Here is a 23297-nt window from a genome sequence, read left to right on the forward strand (position 1 = left end):
TGTCAGGTATTTTTTATGTCGCTACGCATCTGCATTCTGGAAACCGATATCCTGCGTCCGGAACTGGTCGACCAATATCAGGGTTACGGGCAGATGTTCCAGCGCCTGTTTTCGCAGCAGCCCATTGCGGCCGAATTCGTCGTGTACAACGTGATGGAGGGGCATTACCCCAGCGATGACGAGCAGTTCGACGCTTATCTGGTGACCGGCAGCAAGGCTGACTCCTTCGGTACCGACCCTTGGATTCAAACCCTCAAGACCTACCTGCTGGAGCGCTACCAGCGCGGCGATAAATTGCTTGGTGTGTGCTTTGGTCATCAGCTGCTGGCGTTGTTGCTGGGCGGCAAGACCGAACGCGCCACCCAAGGCTGGGGCGTCGGCACCCATCGCTACAAACTCGCCGCCAAGGCGCCTTGGATGAGCCCGGTGATGGAAGAGCTGACGTTGCTGATCAGCCATCAGGACCAGGTCACCGAACTGCCCGAAAGCGCGACGGTCATCGCCTCCAGCGATTTCTGCCCGTTTGCCGCCTACCACATCAACGACCAGGTGCTGTGCTTCCAGGGTCACCCGGAATTCATCCATGATTATTCCCGGGCCTTGCTGGAGATTCGCCAGCAACACCTCGGCGAGCAGATCTATAGCCAGGGCGTGGCGAGCCTTGCCCACGAGCACCATGGCACCACGGTGGCGGAGTGGATGATGCGTTTCGTCGCTCACAAGCCGCAGGCCGAAGCCACCCAAGGCTAAAGATCACCACTCTCTAATGTGGGAGCGAGCTTGCTCGCGATCGCGGTGGATCAGCTTGCAGTGATATTGAATGTGCCTCCGACGATGAATCCCACACAAATTCCACTGTTCGCCTACAACCACCCCGATCGCTTGAAGCTCCACCACAGTGATGAGCAGCCCACCGCAATAACCCCCAGCACCGCGAAATAGCCGTATTGCCAACTCAACTCCGGCATGTCCTGGAAGTTCATCCCATAGATCCCGGCCACGGCCGTGGGAAACGCCAGGATCGCCGCCCAAGCCGCGAACTTGCGCTGCACCACGCTCTGACGCGACGCTTCGAGCAGCACGCCGACTTCGATGGTCTGGCTGGCGATGTCGGCCAGGGTGGTCAGGTCTTCCATTTGCCGCGTGACATGAATCTGCACGTCGCGAAAATACGGGCTCATGTTCTTGTCGATAAAGGGGAAGTCGAGTTTCTGCAACTCTTCACTGATCTCCACCATTGGCGCCGCGTAACGGCGCAGGCGCAATACGTCGCGGCGCAAGCTGTGCAGGTTCTGGATGTCCCGTTCGTTCAGGGAGCTGCACATGACATTGTGTTCCAGCTCATCGATTTCGGCGTGAATGGCCTCACCCATGGGCTGGTAGTTTTCAATCACGAAATCAAGGATGGCGTAGAGGACGAAATCTTCCCCGTGTTTCAGCAAAAGCGGACGTGCCTCACAGCGCTGCCGGACATGGGCGTAGGACGCTGAGTGGCCGTTGCGAGCCGTGATGATGTAGCCCTTGCCGGCAAAGATATGGGTTTCGATGAACAGCAGCTTGCCGTCCTTGCGTATCGGCGAATACGTGACGATAAACAGCGCATCGCCAAAGGTCTCCAACTTGGGCCGGCTGTGTTTCTCCATGGCGTCTTCGATCGCCAATTCGTGCAGGTTGAACTGCCGCTGCAGGTTGGTCAGCTCCACGGCGCTCGGCTCTTCGAGACCAATCCATACAAAATGACCAGGTTTGGCAGCCCAGGCGCTGCCTTCGTCGAGGGTGATATTGGTGACTTTCTTACCGGCGCTGTAGACCGCAGCAGCAACGACTCTACCCATAATGGTGGTTCACTTCTTATTGGAAATGGCAGTGGCAGGCAGCGTTTAGCTTAACGCGCCCTGTAGCTTGAGAGTCAGCAAAATCTGCGGAGTTCGGCGGCAAAAGAAAACCCGCCGAGGGGGCGGGTTTCCATTCAGGCGGCTTGCAACTGCCGGTCCATTGTCGCGATGCACTCGCGCATCTGTTCACGGCATTGGGCAATGAGCTGGGGCATGTCATCCATACTCAATCCGGCCGTAGGAATCGCCGGCAATGAACGTATGAGGATGTCACCGCTGCGCCAGCGATTGAGGCGCATGTGCTTGATGTAGCTGCTGACGCACACCGGAACAATCGGCACTCCGGCGGCTATTGCCATCTGGAAGGCGCCTTTCTTGAACGGCAGCAGATCCTCGCCCAAATTGCGCGTGCCTTCCGGGAAAACCCAGATAGAGGTGTCCTCGTGCTGCAAGGTATGGGTGGTGGTCAGCATCGACTTTCGGGCCTTGATCGCGTTGCCGCGGTCGATCAACACGTTGCCCGCCAGCCAGAACAATTGCCCGAACAGCGGCACCCATTTCAGGCTCTTCTTGCCGATGCACACGGTACGGCGCGGCACCACGTTGCCAAACATGAACAGGTCGTAGTTGGATTGGTGGTTGGCGATGATGACGCAGCCGTTGGGCTTATTCACCAGCGAGTCGACTTGCGTGCGGACCCGCAGGCGCAAAATGCACATCGCCGGCAACGCGTACAACCTTGCGCATAAACGGCTGTTGTCCGGGTTGAACGGCCGGCACAGCCCCAGAATCACCCCGAGCACGCCAGCCAATACAAAATGCAGGCCCATCAACAACATACGCAATACAAACAGCATCTACAGGCCCCATCGGGACAAAAGGTGGCGCAGTGTACGGATGTGCACTGTTTTCGGCAATTGCCGCTATAGAGGTAGGAGATGGACGATGTTTAAGCGCATGTTTCCACGCGTCGTAACAGAAGCGGCCCAGAGCGGTTGCGGACTTTTAAACGACGCGCGTAGGAAAAAAGCCTGGCTCTAGGGGATGGCTGCACCGGTGGTGAGGGAGTTTGCTCTCGCTGGGCTCGTAGGCGCTGACGAGCGGAGCGAGGCTGCGATCTTTCCATTACCCATTGAGTCCGGAGCGAAAGATCAACAGATCGCAGCCTCGCTCCGCTCGACAGCTCCTACAGCGTCAGCCCAAGTGCTCCTGATCCAGCAGAATCGCACTGTCCAGCGTATCCAGCAGAGCCTTACGCACTTTCAGCTTGGTGTTCTTGTGGGCTGTCATGTTGATCTTCTTCAACTGACGCGCCGCTTCCAGGGCCGTGCCCTGCAGTTCTTCGGCCGACACCACCTTGTCGAGGAAGCCGGCATCCACAGCGCCCTGTGGGTTAAACATCTCGGCATTGATTACCGAGCGATGGAACGCCGACTTGCGCAGGCGATCACGGGCCAGCTCGATACCAGCGTGGTGCATGGTCATGCCGATCTGCACTTCGTTCAGGCCGATGCTGAACGGCCCTTCCACACCAATGCGATAGTCCGCCGAGAGCAGCAGGAACGCACCCTTGGCCACCGCATGCCCCGGGCAAGCGACAACGACAGGGAAGGGGTGCGACAACAGGCGGCGGGCCAGGGTCGAGCCGGCCGTGACCAGGCTCACCGCTTCCTTGGGGCCGGCGGTCATCACCTTCAGATCATAACCACCCGACAAAATCCCCGGTTGCCCGGTAATGATCACCACCGCCCGATCCGCCGTCGCCTGGTCCAGCGCAGCGTTGAACGCGGCAATCACATCTGGCGAGATGGCATTGACCTTGCCGTTGTTCAAGGTCAGGGTCGCGATACCGTCTTCGAGATGGTAGGCAATCAAGTCGCTCATGACGCTATTCCTTGTAAGAGAAGTGACGCAGACGTTACTCACCGCCGCAGGTCAGGTAAAGCGCCGTGACTGACTCACCGGTCAGCCCCAGGCCCTGCAAACAGCCTGGCCCGCCCATCCTGCTTCGCCTTCATCTATAGAGCAGCGTCTGCATAGCCCCGAAGATTGGCCGGTTTGCCATGCCCAAGCGCGTTTGAAATGCTCGACCAAGCTTAACCGCATGAAAATTCTGAAAAAAACCTTTGCCATCGGAAAAGCTTTCGACTACATTAGCGCGCCTCGACAGACTGAACAGTTTGCCGAGATACGGTGAAGTGTCCGAGTGGCTTAAGGAGCACGCCTGGAAAGTGTGTATACAGGAAACTGTATCGAGAGTTCGAATCTCTCCTTCACCGCCAAATTCGATACACACAAAACCCCTGGTTTTCCAAGAAAACCAGGGGTTTTGTGGTTTCTGCCGTCTGAAAAAATGACGATAGGGGCAATGGCCCCCAGATGATACGCCGGCAGCGCAAAAGGTGTGGATTTCCTAACCTTGACTCCGCCACCCAAATGACTATCCCCCCATGTAGCCGTGCTACAAAACGGCCTGTTCAACGCGTGGAAAAACACCGATGCCATCGCTCTCCAACGGCAGGCCCTCCAATCGCTTCGGCCTGTTTTGCGTAGCCAGTTTCCTTCTGTCCATTTCTTATGGCGCCACTTTCCTGGTCTCGCTGCTGGTCTCCTCCCTGGGGGGAACTGAGCGCGATGCAGGGCAAGTCTTTGCCGTTGCCATGACGAGTACCCTGGTCGCGGTGGTCGCCTCGGGGCATTTGATGCAGCGCGTAGGCGCTGCACTGTGCATGGCCCTTGGCGCTGTATTTCTGGTCATTGCATCCATGGGGTTTGCGCTGCTATCGGGTCTTGGCATCGGTTTGTTGGCCTGCGGTTTGATGCTGGGGATCGGGTGGGGATTGTTTTACACGGTTGGGCCCATCATGGTCGCAGCGATGGTCGAGCCAGCCAGGCGGACTCATTGCTTCGCGCTTTTGTCGGGCAGCATGTTGACGGGGATCGGTAGTGGCCCTCTGTCAGGCAAGTTGGCCAGCTCCGTTGGGTTACCCATCCAGACAGCTTTCTTCTTTGCCGCTGCCGCGGCATCGCTGGGTGGGCTGTATTTCTGGTGGCTGAGAACGGGCTTTGCCGAAGTGGAGCGCCGGTCTGGCGATAAGGCTCGGATGGGGCTGAGATCGGCGACGGATGTGCTGCGCTCACGTTCAGCGTTGTCCATTTTGATGGTAGGGCTGGGGGGCGCGATCTTCGGTGGCCTGGGCAGTTTCCAGACCAGTTATGCAGCCAGTCAGGGGCTTGACTACTCCCTGTTTTTCGTCGGTTTCATGGGGGCGGCTATCGCTTGTCGGTTGTTGATTGCCGGGTGGGTGGTCAGCCGTGACCCTTTCGCGACTTCTTGCCTGCTGACCACGCTGATGCTGGTCGCCGTGACGGGGTTCAGTGTGTGGGTCCATGACAGTCTGAGTTATGGGTTGACCGCCGCCTTGCTTGGGGTCGGTTATGGTCTCAACTATTCCGTCATTAATGGCTTGGCTGCCAACGAGGCGCCACCTGGACTGACCGCACAAGCACTGCTGCTTTTCAGCCTGTCCTACTTCATTGGCGTATTCGGGTTTCCCTTTATCGCCGGCAAGCTCATCAGCAGCACGGGCGTGAATGGGATGCTGCTTAGTGTCGGATTGATCGCTCTGTTTGCCTGGACCTTGAGTGTCAGTCGCTGGCTGGCCGGGCGATTCTGGAAACCAGCCTCTCTCTCGGAATGAAAAATTCTCCCCTGGCGTGCGATAGCTTCCCGTTGGGGGTGGGAGTTTGAGCACAGGTGCAAGAAGGTCGCGAAGACTGAAGGCAGAAAGGCACGGCAAATTGCTTGATTAACGGCTGCTCGTGGAACCTCGCCACTGAATAGCATCAGGCAACCTCACAGCAGTATCGGGCAAAGGTTTCTGGGCACATGCCGTTAAGGTTCTCCTGGAAGAGCGTCTTATCAACTGCATTGCTGTGAGAGAACATCATGACCAGATGGATGAATTTCGCTTGGCGCGTCCAGGCGCTTGCACTGTCTTTTATATTTTTTACGAACAACGTCTGGGCTTCGGAAAACACCCAGCACGCGAATGCGACGCTGGTCCGCCAGGCGTTCACTCACTGGCAGCAGGGCAAAGGCACGGTGTTCGATCTGCTGGCGCCCAATGCGAAATGGACCGTGGCCGGGACGAGTCCTGTTTCCGGTGTCTATAACAGCAAGGCTGAGCTGGCCCAAGTCGTGCGGCCGATTACCGCGCGACTGGCAACACCGATTGTCCCCACGGTGCAGAGCATCGTTGCTCAGAATGATGTCGTGGTTGTTCTGTGGAACGGAACAGCCATGGCGCTTGATCACAAACCCTACAACAACACCTACCTGTGGCACATGACCTTCAAGAATGGTCAGATCATTGAAGTCACAGCCTTTCTGGACACTTACGTGCTGAACGATCTTATCCGGCGCGTAGAACCCCCACAGTAGTGGCTGGACTATCTTGTTGGCTGTGAAGCAGTTCGCTTTTGCGTAGTGTGCTCTGCAAAAGGTTTACTCGATTCAGAACAAAAACTGGAGATGCGTGGTCTCTGTCAGTACCCCAAGTTCGTCTCTCCCTGAGGTCGCACATGAGTCTGATCGATTGCCCTGAATGCGCTTCCAGAATTTCCGACAAGGCCTACGCCTGCCCACATTGCGGCAATCCTTTTCGGGAGCCGAGTTTCCGCCTGACCGAAAAGAACGTGGGGCAGATTGCCGGGGTGACCGGCGTCTGGCTCACCGCGCCCTGGATCGCGCGGATGGTCTTTGGCGTGGTGGCCGTGATTGCGGTGGCCGCGGTGTTGATCTTGCGGTGACCCATATCCGCGATTGTCGGCTTATGTATTCAACGGCAACTGCGGACTGTCCGGGTTCAACTGCTGCCGCCTGAACTGCCCCGGCGGCTGTCCGTGTATCTGGCGAAAACGCCTGGAAAAATAGGCCTCGTCGGCAAACCCGCACAACCTCGCCACTTCGCCCACTGGCCGTGTTCCGTTGAGCAAGTAATTGCGCGCCGCATGCATCCGACGTTCGAGCACCAGCTCGGTAAAGGTCTTGCCAATTTCCTTGCGCAGCCAGTGGGTCAGGTAGGTCGGTGACAGGTAAGTCGCCGCGGCCACCTTGATCAGGTTGAGGTCGGGGTCGGCGATGTTCTTGCGCAGGTACTCGGACATCCGGCCCAGCGCATCGCGTCGGCTGACTTCGGCGGCGTTCTCTTCGGCCAGGCGCTTGAGCGGCTCGGCGTACAAGGCGCAGACGCTGCCGATCAGTTGCAGCAACAAGCCCTTGAGCATCTCGCGGGTGCCGAACTGACGGTTCTGGTCCAGGCCACGCATCTGCTCGATCAGCGCGCAGGCTTTGGCGAAATCCTCATCCCCCAGAATGAAGTCCAAATGTTCCTGGAAACGGAACGGCGACAGTTCCGGCGCCAGCAGAATCGAGACCTCTTCCAGGTCCATCGGGTCGCACTGCAGATGCGGCAGCAGGAACGTCTGGGAAAAATTGATCACCATGAAGTTGCTCTCGGCCGGGTGCGGAATCACGTGCACGCGGTGGGGCAGGATGAAGGCCAGGGTGTTGCGCGGAAATGGACGTTCGACGTTGCCAATGTGTTGCACGGTGTCGCCGCCGAGGTTGATCTGGATCTGGAAATACTCGTGGCGATGCGGGCTGGTTTCGGCGCGCCGGCCCTTTTTGTCGCGAATGTAGAAATCCGTCAATTCGCTGCGTTGCTGCATGACATAGGTAGGGACTCGGCTCGGTGATGACATCTCCAGGGAATCCTTTGCGGTGCATGGCGGTGATGACGATTGTGACGGTGTATCTGGATGACTTTCAAGAAGTCATACGATGACGAGGCCGTTGGCGTGAATTTTCTGTCTCTCGAAAATGTAGGGCGCTTGTCCAAGAATGATAAATTCTGCTTTGTTAATTTATGTTTTAAAAACAAATAGTTAACTGGAACTTAAAAAGAATATGAAAAAAATCACCAATCTTATTTTTTTGGACAGGTTCCTTGGACGCGGTTTTAAACGGGAAAAATGATCTAACAGCTCAGTTGATTTTGATTTGTTGTACGACCACTGTTGAGCCACGCAACCCGACCCTCCATCCAAAAACAATCAAAAGGTGCGCACATCATGAACCTGTTCCTGCTTCTCGCTGACCCTCCCGACCGCTCCTGCAACAGATCCTGTTGCAAGGTCTCTTCGAACACCTGACATCGGCTGTTCGCACCTCTCATTCCTGTAGCGATTGTTCTGCCCCGGCATCGAGGGCATTGATTTCGGCTGCTCGTAAACATTTCGACGCTTCTAACAATAACGAGGTCCACTCATGTCGAATTCCCACACCTCCCAGACCGCCGCAGCACCGGTGGTTGCCGGCGCCCGGGACGCCGCAGTACCAGAACGCCTGCCGTCACGGCGGCGCTGGTTCATGCTGTCGCTGCTGCTGATCGCGACGATCATCAACTACATCGACCGGGTGAATATCTCGATTGCCGCGCCGTTCCTCGCCAAGGACCTGGGCCTGGACAAGATCGAGATGGGCCTGATTTTTTCCGCGTTTGCCTGGACCTACGCGATTGCACTGGTGCCCGCCGGCTTCATCGCCGATCGCTTCGGTTCCCGGTTCACCTACGGGGTGTCGCTGATCAGTTGGTCGACCGTCACCGTGTGCCAGGGCTTGGCCACGGGCTTCGCTTCGCTGTTCGGTCTGCGCCTGGCCGTCGGCGCAATGGAAGCGCCGGCGTTTCCGGCCAACAGCCGGGCGGTCACGGTGTGGTTCCCGGCGCGTGAACGGGGCCTGGCCAGCAGCATTTACGTCTGCGGCCAGTACTTGGGCACGGCGCTGTTTACCGGTGCGCTGCTCTGGCTGGCGACCACCTATGACTGGCGCCATGTGTTCTACAGCACTGGCGCACTCGGCATCGTCTTCGGTGTGGCCTGGCTGTTCTTGTATCGCGACCCGATGAACTGCAAGAAAGTCAGCAAGGAAGAACTCAAGTACATCGAAGCTGGGGGAGGGCTGGTCAAGAGCAGTCAGGAGCGCACCCGCTTCAACTGGCGGCAGATCGCCGAGCTGTTCAGCTATCGGCAGGTCTGGGCGATTTGCATCGGCAAGTTCGCCAGCACGTCGGCGCTGTACTTCTTTCTCACCTGGTTCCCCACGTACCTGATCGAAGAGCGTCAGCTGACCATGATCAAGGCCGGGATCTTCGCCGTGCTGCCGTTCGTGGGCGCGACGGTGGGCATCCTGCTCGCCGGGATCGTGTCCGACCTGCTGATCCGTCGCGGCTACTCGCTGTCCTTTGCCCGCAAGTTGCCGTTGGTGGTCGGGTCGATGCTGGGCATGTCCATCGTCCTGGTGAATTTCACCGACTCGAACGTGATCTGCATCGCCGTGCTGACGGTTGCCTTCTTTGCCCAGGGCATTGCTTCGTCCTCGTGGGCGGCGGTGTCGGAAGTGGCGCCCAAGGAACTGATCGGACTGACCGGCGGGATCACCAGCCTGGCGGCCAACATTGGCGGGATTGTCACCCCCATAGTGATTGGCGCGATCGTCCAAAAGACCGGCTCATTCGCCTTGGCTTTCTGGTTCATCGGTGGCGTGGCGCTGATCGGCACCTTGTCCTATTCGTTGCTGCTTGGCCGTTTGTATCGCATTGAACTGAAGGCGCGCTGAGCCCGGAAAAAACCGTTTTTCTCCAACACGAGGCGGCATTCCTCCAACTTCGCCAGGGATTGCCGCCGTACGCTGACGCTTCCAACAGGACTTTTATCAGGATGAACATGCCCGAGTATGTCTTTACCCCGGACCTGCCAGTGACCTTGCCGGTTGTCGGCACCCCGCAGCGTTTTCCCGTCGGCCGGGTCTTTTGCGTTGGCCGCAACTATCCCTGGCCTGATACCCAGGGTGAATCCCGAGTGCCACCGGTGTTTTTCATGAAGCCTGCCAGCTGCGTGGTGGAAGCGGCCGGTGAGGTGACGTTTCCATCGGTGACCGAGGAGTTCGCCCACGAAATCGAATTGGTCGTGGCCATCGGTGAGGGCGGCGCCAACATCCCTGAGAGCCAGGCGTTGGCTTATGTATGGGGCTACGCGGCGGGTCTGGATCTGACCCGGCGTGATGTCCAGCGCATGGCCAAGCGCAACGGTTTGCCATGGGAGGGCGCCAAGGTGTTCGACGGCGCCGCGCCAATGACCGCCATCGTGCCGGTCTCCCGGGAGGGGCACCCCGATGGCGAGTTGTGGTTGAACGTGAACGGCCAGGAGCGCCAGCGCGACAGCCTCGACAGCCAGATCTGGTCGGTCAGTGAAGTGATCGCCCGCATCTCCCAATCGGTGGCGTTGCGGGCCGGCGACCTGATCATGACCGGCAGTCCGTCAGGCGTCGATGTGTTGCAGCCGGGTGATGTCATCACGGCTGGCATCGACGGTATTGGCGAATTGGAAATGCGCGTCGGTCCGCGTTTGTCTTACTGAATTCGAGAAAGGAGAACCCACATGTCCAACACATTGAAAGTGGCTTTGGTGACTGGCGCCGGCAGCGGGATTGGCCGTGCGGTGGCCCTGGGCCTGATGGAAGACGGCTACACACTGGTGTTGGCCGGCCGCCGGCCAGAGCCCTTGCAGGCATTGGCCGAGTTGGCGGCCAGCCAGGGTCGCGAAGCCTTGGCGGTGTCCACTGATGTGCGCGACCCGGTCAGTGTCGATGGGCTGTTTGCAACCATCGCCGAGGTCTACGGACGCCTGGACGTGGTGTTCAACAACGCCGGGGTCAACGCGCCCGCCGTGCCGCTGGATGAGCTGACGTTCGAGCAGTGGCGAAACGTGATCGACACCAACCTCAACGGCGTTTTCCTTTGTGCCCGCGGTGCCTTCGGCCTGATGCGCCGGCAGCAGCCCCAGGGCGGACGGATCATCAACAACGGATCGATCTCGGCCCACACCCCACGACCGTTCAGCAGCGCCTACACCGCCAGCAAACACGCGGTGCTGGGGCTGACCAAATCCCTGGCCCTGGACGGACGTGAATACAACATCGCCTGCAGCCAGATCGACATCGGCAACGCCCTCACTGAGATGTCCGTGCGCATGACCAAGGGCGTACGCCAGGCCAACGGCAGCATCGCGGTGGAGCCGATGGTGGACGTCAAGCACGTCGCCGACGCGGTGCGCTACATCGCCGGCCTGCCGTTATCGGCCAACGTCCTGAACATGACCGTCATGGCCACGGCCATGCCGTTTGCCGGTCGCGGTTGAGCCAGTCTTTTTTATTCTGTTACGAGGTCTACATGAAGCCAGAAGTCTTGCAACTCAGCCCGATCCTGATCCCTGAAATCAACGCCCGGCTTAACGAGCTGTTCACGGTGCGGCGCTATTTCGAACAGGCCGACAAACAAGCCTATCTGCAAGAACACGGGGCCAATATTCGCGGTGTCATTACTGGCGGGCATACCGGCATCAGTCAGGCGCTCATGGCCCAACTGCCCAAGCTGGAAGTAGTGGCGGTCAACGGCGTAGGTACCGATGCCGTGGACCTGGCCTACGCCAGGGATCGCGGAATCCGCGTGACGGCCACCATCGGCGCGCTGACCGAAGATGTCGCCGACCTGGCGATCGGCTTATTGATTGCCGTGTGCCGTGGGCTGTGCACCGGTGATCGCTATGTGCGCTCCGGCCAATGGCCCCACAGCCCGACGCCACTGGCCCCGCTGCCATTGGCCCGTCAGGTGTCCGGCATGCGCATCGGCATCGTCGGCATGGGCCGGGTCGGTCGCGCCGTGGCAACCCGCGCCGCCGCGTTCGGGTGCTCGATCAGCTACACCGACTTGCAGCCCATGAGTGACGTGAACCACACCTTCGTCGCCGACCTCAAGCAACTGGCCCGCGACAGCGACGCCCTGATCCTCGCGGCCGCCGCCGACAAGGCTGAAGCCATCATCGACGCCGAGGTGCTGCGCGCCTTGGGCCAGGGCGGGTATCTGATCAATGTGGCCCGGGGCAAACTGGTCAACGAGGCCGACCTGGTGGCGGCGCTGACCGCTGGTGAAATCGCCGGTGTGGCGCTGGATGTGTTTGTCGATGAGCCGCATGTGCCCGAGGCATTGTTTGGCAATGAGCAGGTGGTGCTGCAACCCCACCGCGCGAGCGCGACGTTGCAGACCCGCACGCGGATGGGGGAGATGGTGGTGGCGAGTCTGGTGGATAGTTTTGCTGGGAAGGTGCCGCAGGGGTGTGTGACGGGGTGAAGGTGTGGAGCTTTAAGGAGGTCGCGAGACGGTCAAATTTATGAACTTGCTGTGTTGAAGCGGAAGTGGAGGTAAGGTCTCAGGTTATGTGCTGGTCTGTGCTTTGCCCGTGCAGTTAATAAAGACCAAAATAACGACCTATTTTGAAGGAGCCGCCTCCATGCAACTCGTTTTGGCTGATTTGGCCGTCAGCCTATCCGAACTCAAAAAAAATCCGTCATCCGTCCTGAGCGGTGCTAACGGCGCGCCAGTAGCGGTGTTGAACCATAATCGCGTCTTGGGCTATATGGTCCCGGCAAGTGTCTATGAGGCCATGGTTGAGCGCCTGGATGAACTGGAGCTGGCACAGGTGGTAGAGGCACGGATCGAGGCCAACCAGACGCCTCTTTGGGTGTCTCTTGACGAGCTCATTGGCGAGGCAGAGGCTGATATCGCCGATGGGCATTGATTACATGGTGGGGCAGTACCGATGGAGCCAGGCTAGAAGTGATTTCCACTTTAAATTAGGTGGACACCATCGCTTTTGACGTCGGGGTCAGTAAGACATGTTAGCCAGCCCCGCATACCGTTGCCTTGGATGATGGATATTCCGTCGCTATGTCAAACCGCTCGATCGACGCTGCATCGGATGTCTCAAGGCATCTCGCCCGTAGTGATCAGGTTCAAAAACTGTTCCGCATCGAAGATGAAAGCACCAGCCGCTAGTGCCTTTGCAACCTTAGTCGGGCCGGCGTTATCGCCATAGCAAAGAAACGTCAGAGTCTTGCCTGGAGTACTCATCACCCTTAACCCAAAATCCTGCGCCTTCTGTTCAAGGTCTGCCCGATGCGCAGCAGCAAAACCGGTGAAAAGAATTTGATTTATCCCCCCTGGCGGCGACTTGGGACGGGGACAATTGGAGGCGGCCTCCTGTGCTGCCAAAGCAGACGGTTTTGGTTTTGGCGAAAGCCTTGGAGCGGGAGGGGCGGCGTCGTTCAGTAATAGCTCCGCGCCCGACAATATCTCAACAATTCGATCCTTTCGGAAGGTTTTTGGGAATGAGTCGCCAGTGGATCGACCCTGAATGTAGAGTGAGTTCTCTGACCATTGGATCAGTTCTCGGACACTCAAATTACCCCTCGCATCTTTGTAGCTGAACTTGATAATCGTCACTGCGTCACTCCCTGTGATTTTCACATTACCGGCCAAACCTGCATCTACCCGGAATCCTTCCGGTATTCGTTACGGTTGGGAAACATTTGATCCTCAACGTATGCCGTCGAAATCTACCACCATTACTTCGTCACGAGGCAATGCAGTTGTATCAAGCGTATCCGGGTGGGAGCCGCGTCGCGACCTGGCTCCAACACCTGGCAATCTCCTTGGCAATGCTGCCGCGGCCTTTCCTGGGCTCCAGCTCATCACTTGCACTGATGTGCTCCAGCAGCCACTCATCCGTCCATCCCGCCCATTCACCCGCCACGGACCTGAGGTTCGCTTCGAGCACCGGGAACACTTCATTCCACAGGATGCTGTGGATTTCCTTTGGCGAATAATTGGTTTCAAGGACTACGCGAGCGATGTAGTTGTAGGTCAGGTCGTCGATCTCGGTATCCAGGAAGAACGAGGAAAGGGCCTGCCAGGTTTTCAGGCGGTTCGAGTCGACAGGGTTCATGTTTTTGTCTCGGGATGTGTAGGTGATAAGCCCATTTGGCCCAATGCTGCCGGCTAAATCGCCTGCTTGCCACCGTATGAGTCCCTCTGCTGCCAATAAATCGTTGTTGTTAAAAAACACAACCAGAGTGCCATCGGCTCAAAGACAAGGAAGCCCATGGATATACTCACGCCATCACGTTTTGACGACGCTGCGATTTTGTACCCGAACGACAAGGCCGGGCTTGATCGATGCCTGCGCATTTTGAGGATGGCGCGCCCCAAAGCGTTCGCGGACCTGCAAAAGCTTTTCGGTACGCACGGTGTCGACTTGTTCAAGCCCAGAGCCGCAATGAACTGGGTGGTGATCGACGTAGGCGCCAATAATCTCAGGGTGATAGGTGGCGTCAACTACACCCGGCAGAAGATCTACGTCAAACACATCTACACGCATGCCGATTACGACCGTTGCCAACGTCTGGTATGCAAGAAACAAAGGGGTAAGACGATGAGCGCAGCCCGGAACGACTTTCAAACCGTGATCGCAACGCTTGGCGAGCTACATGCGTTACTGGATCGCCTGCGCGGTGAGTTTGTGCATGGCATCAAGACCCCTGCCGACTATGAGCGTGCGACCGACCTGCTCGATGCGCTCACCGACGGGCGCGAACTGAGCAAGACTGAGGAGAAAATTCTCGTTGAGCTCGAGGACGAAATCCTGGCCTACCAGCGCAACTGCGAACAGTTTCGCGAGTCCCATGCCGCTTTTGAGGCGACCTGCACGCCTGTGCAATTGATCAAGGATCTGATGGAGACGCGCGGGCTCACCGGTTCAGACCTCCCTGAGATCGGTGATAAAACGGCGGTGTCCAAAGTGCTCAATGGCGATAGGCCTATCAGCCACAAGATGGCGTATGCGCTGGCGGAGCGGTTTGCGATGGAGCCGAGTGCTTTCTTGACCGCGACTTCAGCAAAGGTGGCGGCTCATATCGAAACTGTCCCTCTTTCCGTCAGTAAAACTTCAGCTCATTACCTTTTGCACGAGGATTCTTTGATCGCATATTCAGTGGAAGAGGCCGGTGCCGGTGAATACAAAGTAGTGACTTCGAAGGGTCGCAGAAAGACGGCCAAAGAGCCGGACAAGGGGTAGGGCAATCATCTGCTGATCAGGGGGCCGGGTTGGTTGTCGATCCACGGGAGCTCAGGATGATACGCGGCCCGATACATCGGCCATTGCAGCCAATCCCCGAACCCTCTATAAAATCTCGCGCTGGCATCGCGTTCCTCTCGACCGTCGTTGGCCATGGATATCTGACCCGCATGGAGCATCATCGTGAGCCAATCGCCACGCCCTCTCAACTCCCGAATCAACTTCTGCCCGCGCAAAAAGTCGTCCCGCGTGCTGCAGTATGCCTTGAGCATCAGCGTCCTGACCCTGCTCACCGGCTGTGGAGCGCTGTCGGATGTCCGCTCTTTCTCCACCCCTTATTCAACGCCTGACGGTGGCGAGACCGCGCGCTTGCGGGTGATCAGCGATGGCATGGTCAGGGCCGTACCCAAGTCCGATTGTGTGGACTTCCGCCTGCCGGGCGCGGGCGTCATGGTGGCGTTCCGCGATGGCTACGCCAATCGCAACGGCGAAAGCCTGGGCATGCCGGATGACGACAAACACTCATCTTCCACGGTAATGACTGAGCTGCTGGTGCCTGCCGGGCAGCCCATCGCGTTTCATTACATCGGTGCTCAATGCTACAACATGTTCCGCTTTGTCCCTAAAGCAGGGGCGGACTACCAGCTGGACGCCGCGGGGCGATACAAGTGCACGGTGACCCTCAAGCAACTGTCCGTGAAAACGACCGAGCTTCCCCCTTTATCCTTGGAGGACAGCAAACTGTGCAGGGCGACGGATAACTTTTAGCGTGGAGGGTTTTCCAAGGACGCCATAACGTTGAAAAAGGAGTTTCATCATGAGCCCCATCCCCACGTTCCAAACCCGCCGTCTCATCCTCACCCCCCTTGAACTGACGGATGCACCGGCGATCCAACAGCTATTTCCCCATTGGGAAGTGGTCCGTTACCTGGACAGCCGCGTGCCCTGGCCTTACCCGGATGACGGCGCGCTGACGTACGTGCGCGACCATGCGCTCCCCGCTATTGCAGCCGGACGCGAGTGGCACTGGATGATCCGTATTGCCGAAGAGCCGACACAGAGCATCGGCAGCATCAGCCTCTACGACCAGCCCGGCAACAACCGTGGTTTCTGGCTGGCGCCGCAATGGCAGGGAAAGGGCTACATGCGCGAGGCTTGTGAAGTGATCAATGCCTATTGGTTTGAAGCGCTGGGGCGCCCTGTCATGCAAGTGCCCAAGGCAGTGGGCAACCTTGCTTCGCGCAGGATTTCGGAGCGCGAAGGCATGCGCCTGATCGGGACGCAGGAAGGGGATTTTGTCTGTGGGGTGTTGCTCAAGGAGGTCTGGGAGATGACGCGTGACGCGTGGCTTGAAAGGAAGGCCAAACCTGGAGCGCATTGAACGGAATCAAGCTTCGTCATCATGAGTTTCATCGTCGACATTGATCAAGGAAGAACACATGCAACCGTCACTCAATCGAATCATGCTGTATGTCCGGGACGTTCAAGCGACCTGCGATTTTTATGAGCGTCATTTCAGTTTTACCAGTGAAAGAAAAACCGATGACCGCGTCACCGAATTGAGCCCTGCAAACGGTGGCGCGATCCTGATGGTTCACCCGGCAGGGAAGGCCGTTAAAACAGGGCAAGTTACCGTAAAGCTTGTCTTTGATCTCTAGGATGTCGAGGGTTTCAAGGCAAAGTGCCTGGCCCAAGGCCTGAAGTTTGGCGCTACGCACAGGGCGGACGGTTACTCTTTCGCCAACGCCAAGGACCCCGACGGTAATTCCATTTCCATCTCCAGCAGGGCGTTTGCATGCCGCTGAACTTTCAAAAGATGCATGCCAATGGCGATGACTTCGTTATTGTCGATTCGCGAAATTCGGCCAACCCGGTGACGAGTGCCATGGCCCAGCGAATGGGGGATCGGAACTTGGGCGTGGGCTTCAACCAACTCGCGGTGTTGCTCGATTGCGACGATGCCGATGCGCGCGTGATGTTCTGGAACGCGGATGGCTCCGCGCTGGACGTTTGCGGCAGCGCAACACGGGGAGCGGCGGATATGCTGATGCGCGAAGCAAATGTTGCTTCGGTAGCGCTGCGCACCAACCGTGGTCTGCTCACGTGCGAGCGTACCTCAACCGGCGACATTTCCGTCGACATGGGTGTGCCACTTTTCGGCTGGTCGGACATCCCCTTGGCGCAAGCACTGGACACCGCTGTGTTGCCACTTGCCGGCAGTCCAGCCGCGTGCAGCATGGGTAATCCGCACTGCACTTACTTTGTGGGAGATTTGGCAACCGTTGATATCGCGACCATCGGCCCGGCCATCGAAACCCACGCGCTATTCCCACTCAGGACCAACGTTCATTTTGTCCAGATCATTGATCGCACGCATATTCGGTTGCGCATCTGGGAGCGCGGTGCAGGGATTGCACTGGGTTCAGGTTCTTGCTCGTGTGGCGCGGTTGTTAATGGAATTCGTCGTGGTTTGTTGGACAGCACCGTCGAGGTTGAATGTGATGGTGGAAGCGTGACGGTTCAATGGGATGGCGTGGGGGCGGTCTTTCTTATCGGGCCGGTGGAGGCGAGTTTTTCGGGGACGATGAGTCAAGCTTGAGTTGGTAGGCGTTTCTATCCTGGAGCAGGGATTTACGCCCCAAGCCGGTGGCCGTTGCGACTGATGATTCCAGACGGCTTGGAACAGGCAGCCAGCCGTGAGCATGCATTGATTCAACCCGAGTGAAGGTAAGCGCGAGGTGATCTGCGCGTTGATTGGATTGGTCATTGCCATCCTGACCAAGCGTTCGACCGTCAATGTCATATTCATCCTTTTGGAATCGGTCCGGTCCTGGCGCCCCGACAGATGTTTGAGCAAAATCAGGTGAGCCAAGGCACCAAGCGCATAGATCTCAAGGACGCCCAATGATATTGCAAAGTCGGCCAGTGAAGGCTGATGACATCAAGACCCTCTGCAGCTTTGCGCAGGACGCTCGGGAACTGTTCTATATGTTCCCGAAAGCCCAATACCCCCTGACTGAGGCTCAGCTGTCTGACGCCATCGCTCAACGATTCGATTCGACGGTCATCGAGGCTGGGAACCGTGTCGTTGGTTTTGCTAACTTCTATCGGGCTGAAAAAGGTGGGGTTTGCTGTATCGGCAATGTCATCGTTGCCCAAGAGGCACGAGGTAAAGGCGTTGCAACCTTTCTTGTGGAAACGATGACGGCCCTGGCGTTCGACCGTTATGACGCCACTGAGGTGCAGGTATCGTGTTTCAATGAAAACACGGCAGGCTTGCTGCTTTATCCAAAGCTGGGCTTTTTGCCCTTCGCTGTTGAAGAGCGAGTTTCTCCAGACAGTCGTAGAACCGCACTCATCCATATGCGTCGCGGTAGAACGGGCCGCCCCTAGATCCTTTTGAGCGGCTACCGCCAGAAATGCCTGAAAACCCAAGCCCATCCCAACGCGACTGATTTACAATACCGCATCTTCGACAGAGGCCGGTATTTCGTGGATGCGTTTTCCCTTGTCTATCAACACCTGAGCGCATGGGTGATCGCCCCCATCACCCAGCAGTTCCTCGACATCTTCAACTTGAACGGTCGGTTCGGAGTCCTGTTTCTCTGCGCTTCCTACGGTGTCGCCTATGGCCTGTTCCGTTTCAGAAAACACCGCCGCCTGACTGACGCTCGTTCGTTCTGGCAATTCATCGGTGGTCGTGGGGTGTACCTGCATCGTTCGGCGTTGCTGGACTATCGCTACTACTTCGTCCGGGCGATTCTCAAGATTGCCTTGGTGTTGCCCATTGTTCATCTGGTCGATCCGTACATCCTGCGCTCCGGGGATTACCTGGCTTTTTTCAGCAACCTCTGGGGCGCGCGTCCGCGCCTCGGTGAGAATTTTTCGCTCGCGTTGCTTTATGGGCTGGGGGTGTTCCTGGTGAAGGATTTCGTCCACTACTGGGCACACCGGGCGTTTCATTCGCGCTGGCTCTGGGCGTTTCACAAGGTGCATCACTCGGCGCCCGTGCTGGTGCCGGCCACCGCGAGTCGGATGCATTTTGTGGAGAAAATCGTCGAGAAGCTCGGCATCACCGCCTGCCTGGGTCTTTTCGCGGGTGGCTTCTGGTATGCCAGTGGTGGTGAGATCAGCCGCTACACGTTGTTCGGCGTGACGTACCTGGTGTTCATTTTCAATAGCCTGGCGGCCAACCTGCGTCACACCCATGTCTGGCTGTCCTTTGGTCCGGTGCTGGAACATGTGCTGAACAGTCCGGCCCAGCACCAGATCCACCACAGCGATGCACCGCGTCATTTCAACCGCAATTTCGGCGTCAACCTGTCGCTGTGGGACTGGATGTTCGGCACGCTCTATGTCACCAGCACGCAGCCTGAGCACTTGCGTTTCGGCACCGGAGAACAGGACCACCAGCGTTACTTGACGGTGTATAGCCTGATTGTCACGCCTTTCGTTGAAACTGCCCGCAAGTGCCTGCCCGCGTTTTCATATCAACGCCAACACGCCACAATGCGCCCAACGCCTGCCATCGGATCAGCGAGTGCTGACGCGGGCGAGGTTGAGCGAAAATCCAGCAAGGAACGCCCATGAATTTCTTCAAGAAGCTCTTCGGTTCATCGAAAGCCCCTGAAACCCAAGACGACCAGCCCGCGCCGCAATCCCACGAGCTTGGCGACCTGACCGAGGCTGAAGCCGCCAATCTGGCCGTCCGGGAAGCCGGCGCAGCGTGCCTGGATCGTCATTGGAGCGCTGTTGGCACGGTCGAGCGGGATGTCCTTGCCTACCTGATCAGCCCGACCTTTTCCGGCGGCCCTTACTGGCCTTCGACCCGCCAGGCCTACCGCGTGGTTCGTCGTGGCGACACGATCATTCTCGCCACTGAAGGCCTGTCCGATCCATTCGATGATACGGAAGGAATGGGCAACGGCTTCGAGATGGAATTGTTCGTCGAAACCGCGGATATCCCCGAGCACGCCTATGGTCCTGTGGGGGAGGTCGATCCTTTCAAGCGCAGTTGGGCTTTCGAGCTGCTGGAGCACGTCGCCAAAACGGTGGCCGACGCTGGCGGCATCACCCACCAACTCGACCAATACGGGACGCTATCCCTTGAACTGCCAGGGCTCAGCCAATCGCACCACATGGGCGATCAACTGCCCAAGCTCTTCGTGACCGATGACGACTCCACCGGCGTTCTACTCGGCGCCCCGGAGCCGGATTTTCCTACCCAACTGGATGACATGCCCTTGTCCCCGGTCAGATTGGTGCCGGTGGTATTGATTACGGCGGCGGAGCTGGAGTACGTGCGTTCGGGAGGGCGAGCGGCGCGGGAGGATCTGGTGAGTCGTTTGAAGGCGGCGGGTGTTGGGCATATGAGCAGCTTGCATCGGGCGAGTGTGGTGTGATGCTGGAGCCGGTCATCGAACCTGGCGGTATCCCTTTGGCCTCCTGCTGACTCTTTCAATCCCATCTTCAAGGACGAACCCGTGGCCGCATCCCCCGCCAAACTCATCTTCCTGCCCGGCGCCTCGGGCAACACCCAGTTCTGGCATCCGGTCGCTGAACGCTTGGCCCACCCGGCGCAGCAAGTACACATCGGCTGGCCCGGTTTTGGAGACACGCCGCCCGTGCCTGACGTGACCGGCATGAGTGACCTGGTGGCGCGTGTGCAGGCCGAAATCGACCGACCCACAGCGCTGGTGGCGCAATCCATGGGCGGTATCGTCGCTGTGCTCGCAGCACTTGAACGCCCTGAGCTGATCACCCACCTCGTGCTGACCGTCACCTCGGGCGGGGTGGACATGTTGGCGCTGGGCGCACACGACTGGCGCCCGGATTTTGCGGCGGCCAACTCGACACTGCCGAGTTGGTTTCTCGACGACCGCACCGACCTCACGTCTCGCTTGATCGAGTTGCGCATGCCGGTCCTGCTGCTCTGGGGCGACGCTGATCCGATCAGCCCCGTTCGTGTTGGCCAGTACCTTGCCCAGCTGTTGTCCCGCGCTGAACTGCACGTTTTTCCTGGCGCCGATCACAGCCTGGGCTTCACTCACGCAGATGAGGCGGCGAGGCTGATCGAGAGACATCTGGCGAGCGAGTAAGCGGAGCACTTGTTATCAAAGTGTCGGACTGATTGTGCGGCGCGGCGTGTTTCAAGACCTCCAGGACCCAATACCTTTTTCGAGACATCAATGACTGACTACCGCGGACTCATCCTCGAAGACACCCGTGAAGGCGCCACCGAGCGTGCCATCACGCAACTGGAAGCCAGCCTGGGGGCTCGCTTGCCGGACGACTATCGCCAATTCCTCAAGACCTGCAACGGCGCCTATGTGGAATACGATGTGCTGGCGACCCTGGCCAATGGCGATGAGGAACTGCTCAGTTTTTCACTGTACGGGCTGGACCCGGACAAAGAATATGAATCCAACCCCTTTGAACTGGAGCAACTGCGGGCCCAGCCCGGTTTCCCCGCAACGGGATTGTTGCCGATCGGTCGCGACGGCGGCGCGAGTATCTTGCTGCTGGACCTGCGGGAAGGGCGCCAGGACGTGGCGGCGATGGTGGCGGGCCTACCTGCCTGGACCGGTCGCCGTCAGCAGGGCGATGAGTACGTGGTGCTGGCGGATTCTTTCAATGGCTATCTGGATTCGCTGCATTTATCGCAAGAGCGGATCGAGGAGCATATCAATCACTTCATCATTAGCCCTGAGAGTATTGAGGCGACGTTGGAGTGGTTGGATAAGGGCAGTCCGGGGTGGCGGGAGCGGTATCGGGAATTGTGGAATGCGAGGGTTGTGGATCGGTTGATTTGAAGACTGATTGGGTGGATGAATTCCGGTCTTGTCCCCTGGAGGCTGTTTACCTCTACTTCCCAAGTCGTCGCCACCAATCGGCAGCATTACGGGCGTTCGTAGCTTTTTTAAAGACTGCGGATCTTGGCGATGCTTCCAGATAAAGCCGGCCTTCATCTGGAAGCAGAGATATAGGTAAAAACGACCTGTTGATTCGAGCAGAATTATCTTGGCTGTCTTGCCTAAGGCTTCAGGCAACAATGTTAACTTTCGATAAGCTATGAGCGATGCAAGTGGGCGCTATAGACACGAAGCGGCCTTGGTCAGCACAGTAGCTGTAACTTCGATCTTCAGTCAGCAAGGACATCTCATTGAACGACTCTGAACATGTGAAAGAACTGTGCGCCCGTTTCAACTCCGGAGAACATCTGAAATTTACGTTTTTCTGGGGGCACCAGCGCAGCAAAATTGCCGTTACGGCTTCGTGCTTCAGCCAATGGTTCGAGGCCGGGTTCATTGTCGAGGGGCAACATTACCCGACAGCCGAACACTTCATGATGGCCGAGAAAGCGGCCTTGTTCGACGATCAGGAAATTCGTGCGCAGGTGCTCCACGCACCTACTCCTAATGCCGCCAAGGCACTTGGCCGCAACGTGCGCGGATTCGATGATCAGGTTTGGCTGCAACACCGATACGACATCGTCGTTCGAGCGAACCAGGCCAAGTTCTCTCAAAATCCGCAGTTGAACGAATATCTTCTACAAACCGGTTCGAGCGTTATTGTCGAAGCCAGCCCGGTTGATAACATCTGGGGTATAGGGCTCGCACAGGACAACGCGGATGCGAACAATCCGAATCTGTGGAAAGGCTTGAATCTGCTGGGATTTGCGCTGATGCAGGTGCGGGACGGGGAGTAAGTTATCCCTTCGCCGCTTGAATCCAGTCCTCAGTCGAGACGCTCGATGGCGCGTGCAAGATTTGCGTGTGCCTGCTGCTCGAATGCGTCGAAGTACGCTGCGGTCGTATAGATCCGCCCGCGCGCCTGGAATCCCTCCAGGACCTGGCGCCGCTTTTGGCGGTACACAGGCAGAGGCACAAATTGGTACTCGTGGCGAATCTGTTGGTCGTATTCCTCGAACCGTTCGAACGACGCTCCAAGGATCGCCAGATCCGTGTCCACCAACACCGCTTCGTCTGCCGACTTCGGGGCGCCATCGTGTCGCGTCACCATGATCAGGTCGTAAAGCCTGCGTCGCGTTTCATCGCCCAGGCCGCTATCACGTGCCACGTCGTCCAACCATTGCGCGCTACGCAGCTCGTTGTCGCTGCGAAGGGGCTCGTAGATCGCGTCATGGAACCACAGCGCGAGGTCGATTTCGGCGGGGGCCTGGCAGGCCGCATTGACGAATCGGCGCACTTGAAGACATTCCTTCAGGTGCTGGAGGGTGTGGTAAGCGCGATGCGGCTCGCAGTAATGTCGAATGAGTTCTTCGTACGTCTCTCGTGACGCGCATACGACGCCAAGCTCGGCCCAGACGCGAGCCCAGGCGTCGAAATCCGTGCCATCAATTGCGTCGAGGTCGCCCTGTGGGCTGGCCGGGAATAGACCGTTCTCTTCTGGCGAACCCGTCATCGTTTC

General features: G+C 58.0%; 27 protein-coding genes, 1 tRNA gene and 1 pseudogene. 21 read left to right on the plus strand and 8 right to left on the minus strand.

Annotation, left to right across the window (positions count from 1 at the left end):
- The first annotated feature begins 15 nt into the window (after positions 1 to 15).
- A complete protein-coding gene (locus tag AB4O09_RS09995) occupies positions 16 to 750 on the plus strand; it encodes an amidotransferase (protein WP_003204170.1) in 735 nt (244 codons plus the stop codon).
- A gap of 113 nt (positions 751 to 863) precedes the next feature.
- Here AB4O09_RS09995 and AB4O09_RS10000 read toward each other — a convergent pair whose 3' ends face one another.
- From AB4O09_RS10000 to AB4O09_RS10010, 3 genes are all read right to left on the minus strand, one after another.
- Positions 864 to 1835, minus strand: a complete 972-nt coding sequence (locus AB4O09_RS10000; RefSeq protein ID WP_003204167.1) for a magnesium and cobalt transport protein CorA — start codon at positions 1833 to 1835, stop codon at positions 864 to 866.
- Between the two features lie 134 nt (positions 1836 to 1969).
- Positions 1970 to 2692, minus strand: a complete 723-nt coding sequence (locus tag AB4O09_RS10005; RefSeq protein WP_003204165.1) for a 1-acylglycerol-3-phosphate O-acyltransferase — start codon at positions 2690 to 2692, stop codon at positions 1970 to 1972.
- A gap of 337 nt (positions 2693 to 3029) precedes the next feature.
- Positions 3030 to 3719: a crotonase/enoyl-CoA hydratase family protein gene (locus AB4O09_RS10010; RefSeq protein WP_003204163.1), complete on the minus strand. Its 690-nt coding sequence runs from the start codon at positions 3717 to 3719 to the stop codon at positions 3030 to 3032.
- A 308-nt stretch (positions 3720 to 4027) separates the two neighbouring features.
- On the opposite strand from AB4O09_RS10010, the gene AB4O09_RS10015 reads away from it, so the two are divergent.
- The 4 genes from AB4O09_RS10015 (at position 4028) to AB4O09_RS10030 (ending at position 6647) form a co-directional block, all read left to right on the plus strand.
- Positions 4028 to 4117, plus strand: a tRNA-Ser gene (locus AB4O09_RS10015).
- 216 nt (positions 4118 to 4333) lie between these two features.
- Positions 4334 to 5536, plus strand: a complete 1203-nt coding sequence (locus AB4O09_RS10020; protein WP_028237413.1) for an MFS transporter — start codon at positions 4334 to 4336, stop codon at positions 5534 to 5536.
- A gap of 260 nt (positions 5537 to 5796) precedes the next feature.
- The gene (locus tag AB4O09_RS10025; RefSeq protein ID WP_003204160.1) at positions 5797 to 6279 is read left to right on the plus strand and encodes a nuclear transport factor 2 family protein; all 483 of its coding nucleotides are present in this window, start codon (positions 5797 to 5799) and stop codon (positions 6277 to 6279) included.
- A gap of 140 nt (positions 6280 to 6419) precedes the next feature.
- Positions 6420 to 6647, plus strand: coding sequence for an integrase (locus AB4O09_RS10030; RefSeq protein ID WP_003204158.1), 228 nt, complete (start codon positions 6420 to 6422; stop codon positions 6645 to 6647).
- A 21-nt stretch (positions 6648 to 6668) separates the two neighbouring features.
- Here the strand turns inward: AB4O09_RS10030 and AB4O09_RS10035 are convergent, their stop codons facing one another.
- Positions 6669 to 7601: a helix-turn-helix transcriptional regulator gene (locus AB4O09_RS10035; RefSeq protein WP_027911477.1), complete on the minus strand. Its 933-nt coding sequence runs from the start codon at positions 7599 to 7601 to the stop codon at positions 6669 to 6671.
- A gap of 565 nt (positions 7602 to 8166) precedes the next feature.
- Between AB4O09_RS10035 and AB4O09_RS10040 the strand changes: the two genes are divergently transcribed.
- The 5 genes from AB4O09_RS10040 to AB4O09_RS10060 all read left to right on the plus strand — a co-directional run bounded on the left by AB4O09_RS10040 (position 8167) and on the right by AB4O09_RS10060 (position 12533).
- Positions 8167 to 9516, plus strand: coding sequence for an MFS transporter (locus AB4O09_RS10040; protein ID WP_003204153.1), 1350 nt, complete (start codon positions 8167 to 8169; stop codon positions 9514 to 9516).
- Positions 9517 to 9617: 101 nt separating this feature from the next.
- A complete protein-coding gene (locus AB4O09_RS10045; RefSeq protein ID WP_013693976.1) occupies positions 9618 to 10316 on the plus strand; it encodes a fumarylacetoacetate hydrolase family protein in 699 nt (232 codons plus the stop codon).
- Positions 10317 to 10337: 21 nt separating this feature from the next.
- Positions 10338 to 11096 (plus strand): SDR family oxidoreductase, encoded by a 759-nt coding sequence (locus tag AB4O09_RS10050; RefSeq protein WP_003204148.1) that lies wholly within the window; start codon positions 10338 to 10340, stop codon positions 11094 to 11096.
- A 32-nt stretch (positions 11097 to 11128) separates the two neighbouring features.
- Positions 11129 to 12085, plus strand: a complete 957-nt coding sequence (locus AB4O09_RS10055; protein WP_039013632.1) for a 2-hydroxyacid dehydrogenase — start codon at positions 11129 to 11131, stop codon at positions 12083 to 12085.
- A gap of 160 nt (positions 12086 to 12245) precedes the next feature.
- Entirely contained in the window at positions 12246 to 12533 is a 288-nt protein-coding gene (locus AB4O09_RS10060; protein WP_033063725.1) for a type II toxin-antitoxin system Phd/YefM family antitoxin, read from the plus strand.
- 185 nt (positions 12534 to 12718) lie between these two features.
- Here AB4O09_RS10060 and AB4O09_RS10065 read toward each other — a convergent pair whose 3' ends face one another.
- Positions 12719 to 13237, minus strand: a complete 519-nt coding sequence (locus AB4O09_RS10065) for a BRCT domain-containing protein (protein ID WP_223524635.1) — start codon at positions 13235 to 13237, stop codon at positions 12719 to 12721.
- Positions 13238 to 13388: 151 nt separating this feature from the next.
- Entirely contained in the window at positions 13389 to 13739 is a 351-nt protein-coding gene (locus AB4O09_RS10070; protein ID WP_003204141.1) for a DUF7079 family protein, read from the minus strand.
- Positions 13740 to 13895: 156 nt separating this feature from the next.
- Between AB4O09_RS10070 and AB4O09_RS10075 the strand changes: the two genes are divergently transcribed.
- From AB4O09_RS10075 to dapF, 5 genes are all read left to right on the plus strand, one after another.
- Positions 13896 to 14867 (plus strand): type II toxin-antitoxin system HigB family toxin, encoded by a 972-nt coding sequence (locus tag AB4O09_RS10075; protein WP_460076981.1) that lies wholly within the window; start codon positions 13896 to 13898, stop codon positions 14865 to 14867.
- A 183-nt stretch (positions 14868 to 15050) separates the two neighbouring features.
- Positions 15051 to 15635 (plus strand): hypothetical protein, encoded by a 585-nt coding sequence (locus AB4O09_RS10080; protein WP_003204136.1) that lies wholly within the window; start codon positions 15051 to 15053, stop codon positions 15633 to 15635.
- Between the two features lie 49 nt (positions 15636 to 15684).
- Positions 15685 to 16248 (plus strand): GNAT family N-acetyltransferase, encoded by a 564-nt coding sequence (locus AB4O09_RS10085; protein WP_039013629.1) that lies wholly within the window; start codon positions 15685 to 15687, stop codon positions 16246 to 16248.
- Between the two features lie 58 nt (positions 16249 to 16306).
- The gene (locus tag AB4O09_RS10090; protein WP_460108141.1) at positions 16307 to 16525 is read left to right on the plus strand and encodes a VOC family protein; all 219 of its coding nucleotides are present in this window, start codon (positions 16307 to 16309) and stop codon (positions 16523 to 16525) included.
- Positions 16526 to 16662: 137 nt separating this feature from the next.
- Entirely contained in the window at positions 16663 to 17466 is an 804-nt protein-coding gene (gene dapF, locus AB4O09_RS10095; RefSeq protein WP_039013627.1) for a diaminopimelate epimerase, read from the plus strand.
- A gap of 33 nt (positions 17467 to 17499) precedes the next feature.
- Here the strand turns inward: dapF and AB4O09_RS10100 are convergent.
- Positions 17500 to 17670 (minus strand): annotated as a pseudogene (locus tag AB4O09_RS10100) (nucleotidyltransferase family protein); the annotation flags it as partial.
- A 101-nt stretch (positions 17671 to 17771) separates the two neighbouring features.
- On the opposite strand from AB4O09_RS10100, the gene AB4O09_RS10105 reads away from it, so the two are divergent.
- The 6 genes from AB4O09_RS10105 (at position 17772) to AB4O09_RS10130 (ending at position 22575) form a co-directional block, all read left to right on the plus strand.
- Positions 17772 to 18260: a GNAT family N-acetyltransferase gene (locus AB4O09_RS10105; protein ID WP_039013625.1), complete on the plus strand. Its 489-nt coding sequence runs from the start codon at positions 17772 to 17774 to the stop codon at positions 18258 to 18260.
- A 99-nt stretch (positions 18261 to 18359) separates the two neighbouring features.
- Positions 18360 to 19457, plus strand: coding sequence for a sterol desaturase family protein (locus AB4O09_RS10110; protein WP_003204126.1), 1098 nt, complete (start codon positions 18360 to 18362; stop codon positions 19455 to 19457).
- Positions 19454 to 20269 carry a suppressor of fused domain protein gene (locus AB4O09_RS10115; protein WP_013693966.1) on the plus strand — a complete coding sequence of 272 codons (816 nt, stop codon included), beginning with the start codon at positions 19454 to 19456 and terminating at the stop codon, positions 20267 to 20269. Before AB4O09_RS10110 ends, AB4O09_RS10115 begins: the two co-directional genes overlap by 4 nt.
- A gap of 81 nt (positions 20270 to 20350) precedes the next feature.
- Positions 20351 to 20965, plus strand: coding sequence for an alpha/beta fold hydrolase (locus AB4O09_RS10120; RefSeq protein WP_460108145.1), 615 nt, complete (start codon positions 20351 to 20353; stop codon positions 20963 to 20965).
- A 90-nt stretch (positions 20966 to 21055) separates the two neighbouring features.
- Positions 21056 to 21679 (plus strand): SMI1/KNR4 family protein, encoded by a 624-nt coding sequence (locus AB4O09_RS10125; RefSeq protein ID WP_003204121.1) that lies wholly within the window; start codon positions 21056 to 21058, stop codon positions 21677 to 21679.
- 350 nt (positions 21680 to 22029) lie between these two features.
- Positions 22030 to 22575 (plus strand): NADAR family protein, encoded by a 546-nt coding sequence (locus AB4O09_RS10130; protein ID WP_003204120.1) that lies wholly within the window; start codon positions 22030 to 22032, stop codon positions 22573 to 22575.
- A 29-nt stretch (positions 22576 to 22604) separates the two neighbouring features.
- On the opposite strand, the gene AB4O09_RS10135 is transcribed toward AB4O09_RS10130, so the two are convergent.
- Complete coding sequence (locus AB4O09_RS10135; protein ID WP_460108148.1) at positions 22605 to 23291, minus strand: HD domain-containing protein; 687 nt, start codon at positions 23289 to 23291, stop codon at positions 22605 to 22607.
- Positions 23292 to 23297: the final 6 nt, after the last annotated feature.

The organism is Pseudomonas sp. H1_F01, assembly GCF_054681425.1.